This window comes from Shewanella scandinavica, assembly GCF_031932065.1.
GTDB classification, from domain to species: Bacteria; Pseudomonadota; Gammaproteobacteria; order Enterobacterales; family Shewanellaceae; genus Shewanella; species Shewanella baltica.
Window position 1 is genome coordinate 55753 of the sequence record NZ_JAUOES010000009.1, and the last position, 12996, is coordinate 68748.

13 protein-coding genes are annotated in these 12996 nt (G+C 46.9%); 8 read left to right on the top strand and 5 right to left on the bottom strand.

The annotated features are described in order from the left end of the window. Nucleotides 1-125: 125 nt before the first annotated feature. The 3 genes from Q4Q50_RS09835 to Q4Q50_RS09845 form a co-directional block, all read right to left on the bottom strand. Complete coding sequence (locus Q4Q50_RS09835) at nucleotides 126-1904, bottom strand: flotillin family protein (protein WP_006082587.1); 1779 nt, start codon at nucleotides 1902-1904, stop codon at nucleotides 126-128. Between the two features lie 36 nt (nucleotides 1905-1940). Next, nucleotides 1941-2576 carry a YqiJ family protein gene (locus Q4Q50_RS09840; RefSeq protein WP_006085764.1) on the bottom strand — a complete coding sequence of 212 codons (636 nt, stop codon included), beginning with the start codon at nucleotides 2574-2576 and terminating at the stop codon, nucleotides 1941-1943. A gap of 106 nt (nucleotides 2577-2682) precedes the next feature. Further along, a complete protein-coding gene (locus tag Q4Q50_RS09845; RefSeq protein WP_311899185.1) occupies nucleotides 2683-3249 on the bottom strand; it encodes a DsrE family protein in 567 nt (188 codons plus the stop codon). A gap of 63 nt (nucleotides 3250-3312) precedes the next feature. Here Q4Q50_RS09845 and Q4Q50_RS09850 point away from each other — a divergent pair, with 63 nt between their 5' ends. The 5 genes from Q4Q50_RS09850 to Q4Q50_RS09870 all read left to right on the top strand — a co-directional run bounded on the left by Q4Q50_RS09850 (nucleotide 3313) and on the right by Q4Q50_RS09870 (nucleotide 6694). Then, nucleotides 3313-4818: a carboxypeptidase M32 gene (locus Q4Q50_RS09850; RefSeq protein ID WP_311899186.1), complete on the top strand. Its 1506-nt coding sequence runs from the start codon at nucleotides 3313-3315 to the stop codon at nucleotides 4816-4818. A gap of 182 nt (nucleotides 4819-5000) precedes the next feature. Beyond that, nucleotides 5001-5498: a GNAT family N-acetyltransferase gene (locus Q4Q50_RS09855; protein WP_311899187.1), complete on the top strand. Its 498-nt coding sequence runs from the start codon at nucleotides 5001-5003 to the stop codon at nucleotides 5496-5498. Beyond that, a complete protein-coding gene (locus tag Q4Q50_RS09860; RefSeq protein ID WP_006082592.1) occupies nucleotides 5495-5845 on the top strand; it encodes a DMT family protein in 351 nt (116 codons plus the stop codon). The genes Q4Q50_RS09855 and Q4Q50_RS09860 overlap by 4 nt, the downstream gene beginning before the upstream one ends. A 28-nt stretch (nucleotides 5846-5873) precedes the next feature. Next, nucleotides 5874-6131, top strand: coding sequence for a DUF2960 domain-containing protein (locus tag Q4Q50_RS09865; protein WP_071938330.1), 258 nt, complete (start codon nucleotides 5874-5876; stop codon nucleotides 6129-6131). 53 nt (nucleotides 6132-6184) lie between these two features. Further along, complete coding sequence (locus Q4Q50_RS09870; RefSeq protein WP_311899188.1) at nucleotides 6185-6694, top strand: RDD family protein; 510 nt, start codon at nucleotides 6185-6187, stop codon at nucleotides 6692-6694. 114 nt (nucleotides 6695-6808) lie between these two features. On the opposite strand, the gene lptG is transcribed toward Q4Q50_RS09870, so the two are convergent. Both lptG and lptF read right to left on the bottom strand, forming a co-directional pair. Beyond that, nucleotides 6809-7867: an LPS export ABC transporter permease LptG gene (gene lptG, locus Q4Q50_RS09875; protein ID WP_311899189.1), complete on the bottom strand. Its 1059-nt coding sequence runs from the start codon at nucleotides 7865-7867 to the stop codon at nucleotides 6809-6811. Then, complete coding sequence (gene lptF, locus Q4Q50_RS09880) at nucleotides 7864-8976, bottom strand: LPS export ABC transporter permease LptF (protein WP_220592352.1); 1113 nt, start codon at nucleotides 8974-8976, stop codon at nucleotides 7864-7866. The genes lptG and lptF overlap by 4 nt, the downstream gene beginning before the upstream one ends. A gap of 243 nt (nucleotides 8977-9219) precedes the next feature. Here lptF and pepA point away from each other — a divergent pair, with 243 nt between their 5' ends. The 3 genes from pepA to Q4Q50_RS09895 all read left to right on the top strand — a co-directional run bounded on the left by pepA (nucleotide 9220) and on the right by Q4Q50_RS09895 (nucleotide 12979). Beyond that, the gene (gene pepA, locus Q4Q50_RS09885; protein WP_012197436.1) at nucleotides 9220-10728 is read left to right on the top strand and encodes a leucyl aminopeptidase; all 1509 of its coding nucleotides are present in this window, start codon (nucleotides 9220-9222) and stop codon (nucleotides 10726-10728) included. A gap of 456 nt (nucleotides 10729-11184) precedes the next feature. Then, nucleotides 11185-12228, top strand: a complete 1044-nt coding sequence (locus Q4Q50_RS09890) for a diguanylate cyclase domain-containing protein (protein ID WP_311899190.1) — start codon at nucleotides 11185-11187, stop codon at nucleotides 12226-12228. A gap of 247 nt (nucleotides 12229-12475) precedes the next feature. Then, complete coding sequence (locus tag Q4Q50_RS09895) at nucleotides 12476-12979, top strand: DNA polymerase III subunit chi (protein ID WP_259510695.1); 504 nt, start codon at nucleotides 12476-12478, stop codon at nucleotides 12977-12979. Nucleotides 12980-12996 lie beyond the last annotated feature (17 nt).

The window sequence follows — 12996 nt, forward strand, 5'->3', positions numbered from 1 at the left end:
CCAAGCCTTGACTCAGTGCTGACTTCACTCAGCGCAAAAGCTTACTGGGCGGATTTAATCTCATAAAGCTAATCTCATAGGGCTAACCTCATCAAGCTAACCTCATAGAGTTCGCTAAGTCGACCTTACAGCTTAGGCACGCTTTGACTCTCGACCACATGCGTTTGGCTGTAATCTTTAAGCTCTGCATGAGACGACTTCACACCACTTAACGCCTCGGCGGTTAACGTATTATTGCCGTTCAATAAATCATTCAAGGTGCCTGTATCGCCGTTCACTAAGCCCAGCTCTCTGAGCATGGCATCAACCACCGGCGCATTAGCGCGATAGTTTAATGCGGCACTGGTGACTTGCTCGGCAATACCACCTTGATGGTGAGCGCCTTCGCCACCCGCGGCAAATTGATTGCCAGCGCCATAGCCTTGAAGAATTTTAATGCCTTCGATGTTTTCCAACGGTTTAACGGCTTGTGCCACAATTTCAGGCAACGCTTTTAAAATCGCGAGGGATTTTTGCAGGGCAATTTGCTCATCACTCAAGACGTTTTCAGCTTCGTAAAGTGCTTGCTTACCCGCAGCTTCAACGGCATAGACTTTCTCATCTGCTTCGGCCTGCAGTTTTTTCGCATCGGCGCTAGCGCGCGCTTCAATCAAAATCGCACTCGATCTGTCTTCAGCGGCACGTTTCTCGGCTTCGGCTTGTACTGTTACGCCTACCGCATCACGCTCAGCTTCTTTACGGGCGTCAATCACTTCAATCTCTTTACGACGATTCGCTTCGGCCACTTGGCGCGCTGTGATTACCGCTTCTTCTTTTTCAACTTTCAGCTTTTCGGCTTCAGCTGCACGGGCTCGGGCAGCAGATTCTTCTTCAGATTTGGCCGCAACCGCAATGCGTTTTTCCTGCTCAGAAACTTCGATATCCCTTTGCTGTTGAATGCGCGATTGCTCAATCGACTTATATTTTTCAATCTCGCGGGTTTCGATGTCTTTCGTCTTTTCGATTTGAGCCGTTTCGATAGCGCGTTCTTTAGCAATTTCGGCTTCGCGTTCTTCACGGGCCTTGTTTTCTTTCTGCTTAATGATTTCCGCTTTTTGATCGGCGCGTTTAAATTCCAAAGACTGTTGCTGGATCAGGCGTGCTTCTTCTTCCGACTTTTCAATCTCTAGGGATTCTTTTTCGGCTTCGAGGTTTCGTTGCTCGATCTTAATCCGGTTATCCTGTTGGATATCGTTGGTTTCTTTACGTTTCTCTTCAATGATTTTCGCCAGACGTGCACGACCTTCGGCGTCGAATGCGTTGTTTTCATTGAAGAACTGTAGATCAGTTTGGTCAAACCCGGTTAACGAAACCGACTCAAGTTCGAGACCGTTTTTCTCCAGATCGTTAGCCACGTTGTTTTGCACACGTTGCACAAAATCGGCACGCTGCTCATGCATTTCTGTCATGGTCATTTCAGCGGCAACGGCGCGCAGCACGTCGACAAACTTAGACTCCATCAGCTTTTTAAGCTCTTCAACGCGGTTTGTGCGCGTACCTAAGGTTTGCGCCGCCATCGAAATACCATCTGAATTTGGAGCAACTCGCAAATAGAAGTCGGCCTTCACATCGACACGCATTCTGTCTTTGGTGATCAGCGCATCTTTCTGAGTTTTTTCCACTTCGATACGCAGGGTATTCATGTTGACCGAAATGGTTTCATGCAGCACTGGCAGTACGATAGCGCCGCCATCTTTAATGATTTTTTCACCGCCAAAGCCGGTACGCACAAAGGCCATTTCTTTGGTTGCACGTTTATATAACTTGGCAAAAATTAACCCGATCACGATAAAGCCAAGTAACACCATACCGGCAACGAGCAAAATAAAACTACCGGATGAACCGATATCAGTTAACACATCCATTTGATTTCCTTTCAATTGATTTATGGCTGGGGACGATTAATTATCAAAACGCGTAGCAGACCAGACACGGCCTTCACGCTTAAGTAGCACTACTTGAGTGCCAGAGGCAAACTCGATGCCCGAGGTTTCAGGCTCGACTAAGACATAATGTTTTTGTTGGTGTTTATCACGCACAACGGCTTCAGAGGGCATGCCTTTGATGGCGCAGCCTAAGGTAATAGTCGCGACATAGCCGCTCAAATCATCAAGCGAAATCGCGCTCGATTCATTTTTCGGCAGATGTTCGGCCAGCACTCGACCGAAATAACGGCAAGAAAAGGCACTCGCAACTATGGCTATGGGTAAAGTGAACAATTGCGGCAGTAAAAGGCCAGCGACATTGAAACTGATAAAATTGACGATATAGCCCGCTATCGCAAAACTGGTCAGCGCGAGCACAAACCAAATCAATAACGGCAGTCGATTGAGGCACAGCCAACCGGCAATACCAGTAAGTCCGCCGGGGCTCACATCTGCGTCATAATCCGCATCGATAGGCACCCATTGGTCTAGCGCACTCATCATGCTTAAGCCAATGACTAACGCGAAGGCTTCAAACACACCGAGGGCCAGAACACAGGCAAAAGCTATCGTGTAAGGTAAATTAGGCTGTTCAACTAAAAACGCCCACATAGTCATCTCCTTGAACAATATAGCATTCCATTTATTTCACTGTAATTATCGACTTATGCGCCACAGAATAGCAAGCCAAGCCTTATTTCCAAACTAAAAATTTACCCTAAAATGGATTTTCACTGTAACCCTGCTGCGCCAAAATAGCGTGGGCTGTCATCGCCGATAATGCCATATCAACACCAGGTAATAATGAGGTATTGGTTAAATCAAAATAAGCGGCGCTCTGTCCGCAGATATAAAACTTCACGCCGTGATCAACTAGAGCCTTAACCAAAGCGCGATTGGCGTTTACGGCACCTGAATGCTGCTTGGCATAAAAAACATCATCAGCTAAATCGCTGATGCCGCCACCGTGCACCACCATAGCCAGTTCGATATCAGTTTCTTTAACGCCTGCCGCCACATGCATATTGATAAAACGCGCTAAACTTTCGAGCTGACGATTCGTCTTGCCCACATCGGCCGCCTTACTCATATCAAAAGCCACTTTAAACTTCATGCCCTTAGGAATAGGCATCATGCTGTCGACTTTGGCAATCTGACCAAACTCAGGAATAGCAGGCCCTGCGACAAATTTATCGGCACCCGCCTGCGCCGTCGAAGCGATAGCGGCGAGGGTCAGGCACAGCGCGGCCTTTAGCGTTTTAGTGCTATATGATTTTGACTTCATTGTATTATCATCCTGTTATTGTTATTTATTCGCGCAGGTTTTATGCGCCAGAAGGGAAATCCCATGGGCACACCTAAGACTAAAGTACCAACGCCAAGTTACGACAAACTGACGGCACATTTCCAGAAAATTTCTCACTTTGAACATTTCAGCGCTTTGGGTGACTGGGATCAAGCGGCCATGATGCCTATGGGCGGTGGTCAAGATCGCGGCGATGCAATGGCAGAACTGGCGCTGCATATCCACGGTCTCAAAACATCAGCCGCCATAGCCGAGCACTTACACTGCGCGGCGGATGAATCACTCTCAACAGAGCAAGAAGCCAATCTGCGGGAAATACTATACCAGTATCAACAGGCCAACTTAGTGCCAGGCGACCTAGTACAAGCCAAAACCAAGATGGCTTATCAATGCGAGAATGCGTGGCGCGAGCAGCGTAAAAATAATGATTGGCTGGGCTTTAAGCCCAATCTAAAAGCGGTCATCGACCTTGCCAAGGAAGAAGCGCAGATCCGCGGCGAAGCGCAAAATATCACGCCCTATGACGCCCTGCTCAATAAATTTGAACCGGGAATGACCACGGCAAAGCTAGAACAAACCTTTGGCGGCCTGAAAGATTGGCTACCGACACTCATCCAAGAAGTGCTGGCTAAGCAGGCAAACGAGCCTAAGCTTGTGCTCAATGGCCCCTTCGATATCAGCGCGCAGCAAGCCCTTGGACGTGACGTCATGGCGTTTTTGGGGTTTGACTTTAATCACGGCAGGCTGGATATGAGTAGCCATCCATTTTGTGGCGGCGTGCCAAGCGATGTGCGGATAACGACCCGCTACAATGAGGCCGATTTCAGTAGCGCAATCATGGGCATAGTTCATGAAACAGGCCATGCCAGATACGAGCAAGGTTTACCTCAAGCGTGGCGCGGTCAACCCGCTGGGCTTGCACGTTCTATGGGCGTCCACGAAAGCCAAAGTCTATTTTGCGAAATGCAGCTCGGGGCACATCCGGCATTTCTACGTCAGTTGCAGCCCAAAATCGCGCAGCATCTTAACTGTCATTTCAGCGCCCAAGAATTAGCACAACATTATACCCGCGTAAATCCCGGACTTATTCGCGTCGACGCCGATGAAGTCACCTATCCTTGCCACATTTTGCTGCGGTTTGAGGCGGAAAAAGCCTTTGTCGACGGCAGCTTAACCGTCGATGATTTACCTGATTTTTGGTCGACGCAGATGCAACAATTACTGGGGATCAATACTGATGGCAATTACCGCGACGGTTGCATGCAGGACATCCATTGGGCTGTCGGTGAGCTAGGGTATTTCCCAAGTTACACCTTAGGTGCCATGTATGCCGCCCAATGTCGTTTTGCGATGGAAAAAGCCTTAGGACCGATTGAAGCCCTAATCGATGCAGGCAAGTTGGACTCGGTATTCCAATGGCTGCGCGAGCACATTTGGTCAAAGGGATCCTTGCTCACGACCGATGAACTGATCCGCCAAGCAACGGGCGAAACCTTAAATGGTCAATATCTTGAGCGTCACCTGCGTCAACGATATCTGGGCATTTAACCACTGCGAACGCTTAGCTCAGTTTTAATGGGTTTTAAAGCGCTTTATATTACCACCGGAGCCTGCATTTTGAAGCCGCTTGAGGTTATAATGCCGAGCTTATTTGAATCAGGGCTCTTTTAACGGAGTGCCTTCAATAGAACTCTTGAAACGGGACTCTTGAAACAGGATAAATGTCTGCCATGTTACTGCGAGCAATCACCCCACAGGATTGGGATGCCATTTTAGCAATCCAAGATGAGTGTTACTCACAACTGGATCCTGAGCCCTTGCACGTGCTGCAAAGTAAATGGCAGGTATCACCACAATCCTGTTTTGTGTTCGAAGTGGATAAGTCGGTTGTCGGTTATTGCTTGGCTCACCCATGGACCACCAATATGCCGCCCGCGCTCTATCAGCCCATCACCCATTTACCTAAGGCTGATACTTTATACCTACACGATATTGCGATTTCGGCCAAAGCCCAAGGTTTAGGCGCAGGTGCTAAAGCACTCACTCGCTTAACACTGTTGGCGGATCGTTATAATCTCAATTCCTTGTCCCTTGTTGCCGTTCAAGGCGCCGACAGTTATTGGCTAAAAATGGGCTTTAAACCTCAGGCCATAGACAAGTGCCTTGGCAGCTATACCGACGATGCCATATACATGATTTATAAAATTAATCATAGAGATGAAAGATGAATCCAACCCTGACGACTATCGGTTTACTTTGCCTAAGCAATATCTTTATGACTTTTGCTTGGTACGGGCATCTAAAAACCTTAGGCTCAAAACCTTGGATTATTGCCGCCTTAGTGAGTTGGGGCATCGCCCTATTTGAATACTTGCTGCAAGTACCTGCTAACCGAATCGGTTACACGGTTATGAACGTCGGCCAGTTAAAGATTCTACAAGAAGTCATCACCTTAAGTCTGTTCGTCCCCTTTGCCTATTTCTATATGAAAGAACCATTGAAGCTCGATTATCTGTGGGCAGGATTGTGCATCTTAGGTGCTGTGTATTTTATTTTTAGAAGTGAATTTAATTAATTTCAGACTTATTTCAGGAGAGCTCCCCATGGCCCGTCAAGTCACTTACACCTTCAAAGGTACGACTAAAACCATCGCCTTTAGCTACGACAAACACCATGATTTATATGAAGCCGTGGCCGAAGCCGAAGGTATCGATCTGACCAAATTTTTAGCCATGGAGCAACAAGTCGCCATGACGTCGCGCAAGGGTGCTAAGGCTGAAAAAGAATTCAGAAAAGTAGAATTTGCCCGCTTTGGCTTTAGCAATATCCACTTTGTTAGAGACGAAGAACCCGAAGCCTAGACAGGTATCCATATTTGTATTCGCTTTAAGCACTTTAAAAACAGGACACTGTGATGCTCAATACCGAACATGCTAACTTTCCCCGTGCGGGATTCTTTCGCCGCTTAGGTGCTGCCGTTTACGACTCGCTGTTAGCCGTGGCCGTGTATATGGTTGCTGGCGCTGTGGGCTTTGGCATTTTCTACGGCCTTACCGCTTCAGGATTGGCTGGCATGAATGGCTTTGAGCATGTCTCTGACGCGCTCAATGGCACGCCGATTTACCATGGTATTTATCAACTCTGGCTCGTCTTGTGTGTCGGCACATTCTACGCATTATTCTGGAGTAAGGGCGGTCAAACCTTAGGGATGCGCGCTTGGCGGCTTAAGATCCAACATCCAAACGGCCAAAACTTAAGCATGATCACAGCTTATGCGCGTATTGTTTGGTCACTGCTCGGCATTGGTAATCTGTGGATCCTCATCAATGGCAACAAGCTTGCCCTGCAAGATAGTATGACCCGCTCAGAAGTGGTTGTCTTGTCTAAAGAAGCCAACCAAATGCGTAACTGGCACGGCGCCTAAGTTTAGTTTCTAGTAAATTGTCAGCATAAAAAAACGACGCAAAAGCGTCGTTTTTTATGGGCTATTTTTTAGGAACTGTTCTTATAGACTAAATGGGGAGTAATAAGATGAGTATCATCGCCGGATAAAGTAGAAGGCAACGCCGGTAAACAACAAGCTTGGTGCCACAGCCCCCACATAGGCAGGTAACTCATACACTATGCTCATAGGGCCGAATATTTCGTTACTGATATAAAAACTGAAACCCGCCACAACCCCGAGCAATACCCGCGCGCCCATAGTCACAGTTCGCAGCGGCCCAAATACAAACGACAGTGCCACTAACATCATCACAGCGACCGTCACTGGCTGCATCACCTTGCGCCATAAAGCAAGCTCATAACGGCTGGGATCTTGACTGTTAGTTTTAAGGTAATCAAGATAACCGACCAGACCGCGGATAGATAACGCTTCAGGTTTAATCGAAACTACACTGAGCTTATCCGGCGTTAAACTCGACTGCCATTGGTCTTCTTCCAGATATTCAAGCACGACTTTCTCATAGCTTAAATCAGTACGTTTGACGTCGAATAAACGCCAACGGTCTTGGGAAAATACCGCTCGGTCTGCGTGAACCACGTTGGTGAGCTTAAGTTCGCTATTGAACTTATAAAGCGTAATATTGTTGAGTTTATTGATGTTTTCAACTTCACCAATGTTCACGAACAAATCACCGTCCTTTGCCCAAATGCCGCGATGGGACTTAATTAAACTCCCGCCTGAGAGTTTAATGGCTTGCAACTCATTGGCCTTTTGCTCGGCAATCGGTGCGCCCCACTCACCTAAAACCATCACCAATAACATCAAAGGCACAGCAGTTTTCATCGCTGACATAGTGATCTGCAAACGTGACATGCCAGAAGCTTGCATCACTACAAGTTCAGAGTTCGATGCCAGCATTCCCATGCCAATCAAAGCGCCAAGTAATACGGCCATAGGGAAAAACATTTCGACATCACGAGGCACTAAAAATAACACATAGATACCCGCATCCATCATGCTATAAGTACCGCGACCGACTAAACGCAGCTGGTCAACCCATTTGATGATGCCCGACAAGCCAGTTAAAACCAGCAGACACAACGCTGAAGTGCTTAGCAATACCCTAGCGATATAAAAGTCTAATATCATCATGCCGCCACCTTCTTATGGGCAAACAGAGCCGATATACGACTGAACATAGGTCTATCTTTACCGAGTAAGAACAGCCCCATCAAAAGCGCCGAAATATGGATCCACCACATACCAAGATACAAAGGGATAATCTCATCTTGCAATGCCTTACGTCCGGCGACCATGAGGCCAAAATAGCCAAGGTACAAGAGTATTGCGGGGAACATTTTAGCGAACTTACCTTGACGCACATTCACCCGCGCGAGTGGTACCGCGATCAAGGTCATGATCGGAATCGCCAGCGGAATGGCAAGACGCCAATGGAATTCGGCAACGGCTTCTGCACCTTCGATTTTCACGAGTTCATCGACAGGCAGTGCAGATAATTTACGGCGACGCTCGTCGACTTGCTGCTCTTTAATTTGCATTTTATAACCACCAAATTCGATCATTTGGTAGTCCTTCGCCTTAGGGCTGCCTTGATAACGCACGCCATCATTGAGGTTTAATTGCTGTGCGCCAGTACTATCTTCTTGCACTCGCCCGCCTTTAGCGACCACCACATTGGTGACACCCGTTTCATCATCAGGGTCTGGCAACTGGGCCACAAACACTTTATCTAACTCGTTATCTTTACCGATACGTTCGACAAATAATACCGCTCGGCCATTAGGGCTCGCCTGAAAACGCCCTTGCACTAAGGCCGCAAGACCCGCTTCAGACTGGGCTTTTTCAAGCACTTGGTTTTGCTGCTCTTCTGCCCAAGGGGCGACATATAGGGATAAATAACCGGTAAACAACATATTGATCACGGCAAGGATCAGGGTCACACGGGTGACATACCACTCACTGACCCCAACACCGTGGAGAATAACCATCTCATTTTCAGAATACATACGGCCGTGGGCCATTAAAATACCCAAAAACAAACTTAACGGCAGGACTAAGATCACCAGATAAGGCAAGTTAAGCCCAATCAGGGTCATGATTAAAGAGGCGGGAAAATCGCCGTCGGAGGCATCGGCCAGTATACGCACGAAATGCTGGCTAATAAAAATAGTTAACAGCACTAAAAGTACCGCAATTTGTGCCTTTAAAACTTCTCGAATAAGGTATTTAAATACAATCACAGGCAGGATCCGGTCTCTAAACTTATCTTTTTGCTGGTAACAGACTAACTTTCATGTAAACTGTTTACTTTTGATAGTTTTCTGACCAGCTTCAGGGGTTCTAGGTAAACTTAACGTCACGAAATGCGTGACTCAAGCGCCGAGAATAAATCACCTTTGGAGTAATAACTTAGGCCCTTTTCGGGACAAGCAGACATTATCCAATAAATATAAAAATTTGTCTTTAAGAATCTAGGAGTGCTCATGGAGTTTAGCGTAAAGAGCGGTAGCCCCGAAAAACAACGCTCAGCCTGTATCGTGGTCGGTGTTTATGAACCCCGTCGTCTGTCGGGTATCGCGGAGCAATTAGATAAAATTAGCGAAGGTTATATCAGTAACCTACTGCGTCGCGGCGATCTGGAAGGTAAACCTGGCCAGATGTTGTTGCTGCACCATGTTCCTAACGTATTGAGTGAACGTGTATTATTAGTGGGTTGTGGCAAAGAACGAGAACTAGACGAACGCCAATACAAACAAATCATCACTAAGACAATCAACACCCTTAACGAGACGGGTTCAATGGAAGCAGTTTGCTTCTTGACTGAACTGCACGTGAAAGGACGCGATACTTATTGGAAAGTACGTCAGGCGGTTGAAACCACCAATAGCAGTCTTTACAGCTTTGATGCCCTGAAGACCCGCAAAGGTGAAACTCGCCGTCCACTGCGTAAATTAGTGTTCAATGTCCCCACTCGCCGTGAGTTAACCTTAGGTGAGCGCGCTATCGAGCATGGTATGGCAGTGTCTGCCGGCATGCACTTATGTCGCGATGTGGCCAACATGCCACCAAACATCTGTAATCCAGCCTATTTAGCCTCTCAAGCTCGCCAAATGGCTGAAGTACACGACACACTGCATGTCACCACTATCGGTGAAGAGCAAATGGCCAAACTGGGCATGAACTCATACCTTGCAGTCGGTCGCGCCAGTGCCAACGAATCCATCATGACAGTGATGGAATACAAGGGCGCTGTCGATAGCACTGAAAAACCCATCGTATTAGTAGGTAAAGGGTTAACCTTCGACTCGGGTGGTATTTCATTGAAACCTGGCGAAGCCATGGACGAAATGAAGTACGACATGGGCGGCGCAGCGGGTGTTATCGGCACCATGAAAGCCATCTGTGACATGAAGTTACCTATCAACGTTGTGGGTATTCTGGCTGGCTGTGAAAACATGCCATCGGGTAATGCTTACCGTCCAGGTGACATTCTGACCACTATGTCAGGCCAAACCGTTGAAGTGTTAAATACCGATGCTGAAGGCCGTCTAGTCCTATGTGACGTATTAACCTATGTTGAGCGTTTCGATCCTGAATTGGTTATTGATACTGCAACCCTGACTGGCGCATGTGTGATTGCCCTTGGTAAACACGCATCGGGTCTGTTCTCATCGCATAACCCACTGGCACATGAGCTATTAAGTGCCGGTGAGCAAAGTGGTGACCGCGCATGGCGCATGCCATTGTGGGATGAGTATCAAGATATGCTCGACAGTCCATTTGCAGACATGACCAACTTAGGTGGTCGTCCAGCAGGTGCTATCACAGCAGCATGTTTCCTCTCGCGCTTTGCTAAAAAGTACAACTGGGCTCACTTAGACGTTGCGGGTACAGCTTGGAATAGCGGTGCTAACAAAGGTTCTACTGGTCGTCCAGTGCCACTATTGACTCAGTTCCTGATCAATCGTGCTGGCGTTGAACTCGGCGAATAAGATTATTCAGCTTTAATTTGACTCACTCAAACAAAAGACTGGTATCGCTCTAAGAGACTTGAAGTTTTCAAAAGAAGCCAGTGACATTCGGTCGCTGGCTTTTTATATGTCATTATTTCCCCAAATACAGGCTTAACTGCCATGTCTGCAATACAGAACTAATCTCCCTAATCCCTAACTCATTTGCCTTGATATAAAAGAGTATTTTAAGCCTGATGACTTAAGTTTGAGGCTATAAAACAATAACCGCATAATGAGTTCATCAGCATAAAAGGCTTCCCCCCTTATTCGCAACTTGCGAACCACAGTATTAGCAATAATACTTAATGTTCGCGCGGCGAAGCACTACCACTAGACTCCATAACTATCAGGACGAAATCACGACATTCAAACTGGGCACTGAACGCTCATTAATGGAAGAGTCTGCTAATTGCTGAATGCATTACAGGTGATCTCATGAGCGATAAACCAATAAACGATCTGCATATCATCCAACGCCTACGTAGCCAGATTGAGCAATTAGAAAATCTCGAGAAACGCATTAATACCCTTGAACAAGAACGCTCTACGCTTACTCACACGACTGAGTGCCTACAAGCAGAGTTAATCCGTCATCAGCAAATTAAAGCAGACTGGGAGTGGTTTTTTGAAAACTCACTCGATTTACTCTGCATTGCGGCACTTGATGGTTACTTTAAAAGAGTTAATCCTGCTTTTGCGGCGACACTAGGTTTCACTCAAAATGAATTATTAGCCAAACCTATTACTGAGCTTATTCATCCGGATGACCTGGAGATTACAGTGCAAGCCTTACAAGGTTTAGGTTCTGGCCAAGATTGCATTAATTTTGAAAACCGCTATATCGATAATCAAGGTCAGTGGCACTGGCTTTCTTGGCGCTGCCCCGCACTGAGCGAGAACACGAGCCAACTCTACGCCATTGCACGTGATGTTACCGATTATAAACGCAGCGCCGCTGAAATTATGTATCAAGCCACCCACGACCCGTTAACCGACTTGTATAATAGAGCCGCATTCGACAATGAACTAAATAATTGCTTGCTCAGGGCACAACGACACCCAACCAACCATGTAGCCTTGTTGCTGATCGATTTAGACGATTTCAAACAAGTTAATGATAACTATGGCCATCAGGCGGGGGACCAACTGCTGCAAACATTGGCGCTTCGCTTCAAAAGCATGCAAAGGAAAAATGATTTCGTCTGCCGTTTAGGAGGGGATGAGTTTGCTTGGATAGCCGACACTAACGACACAGACTCAGTGGAAGCCCTATTAGCTCGTATCCTCAAAGAGTTACAAAAACCAGTACCTTTAGAAAAGGTGACCCTCAAGGTAAGTTGTAGCATAGGAGCATCACTCTTCCCCAACTTAGCCCAGGATGCCAAAACCCTATTTCATCAAGCTGATAGCAGCATGTATCAAATTAAGCGCAGTGGTAAAGGTGGTTGTTTCATTTATCACTCATCTATTGATGCATAACCGACTCACATGCTAGACAGTGTCCACTCTCAGAGCCTAGATGGTAGTAATCGAGACAGAGACCTGTAATGGTCACAAGTATTTTCAATCTGTCTCTGTCGCAAATACACTGAAATAAAAACAAGTCAGCTAAGCTTGCTCACACTCTAGCATTAGGCCAATACTGCAGCATTAACCCCTAGCAACTTTTAGTGTAAACTGCTCCTTTCGTTCGCCACTAAAACAAGTGAAGCAAGGCATTGAAATCATGACTCAAGTGCTGTTTTATCTCATGCCGCCAGTGGCATCACCTGCCAAGGCCAAGGTTGATTCACCTGTTGCAACCGCGAATGCGAACCCTGCAATTTGCGAGATGCATCTTCTGGCATGCCAACTGGCGCAGCAGGCTTTTGTGAAACAACAATGGGTCTATATCCATTGCCAAGATAAACAGCAAGCACATGCAATTGATGAACTTTTATGGCAATTTGAGCCAAGTGCCTTTGTACCTCATAACCTCAAAGGTGAAGGCCCGATGACGGGATCGCCGGTAGAAATTGGTTTTGATCGCCTCGGCGCCAACAAAAGTCGCCAAGTTCTGATTAATCTTGCAGACCAAGCGCCCCCATTTGCGGTAAACTTTGGCCACATTATCGATTTTGTTGCCAATGACGATCAGCATAAAGCGGTCGCTCGCGAACGTTATCGACAGTATCGCGGCTTAGGGGTCAATTTACAGACCCAAGACTTAGCAACACATCCACTTAATTAGTTTGAGACAGACACGTT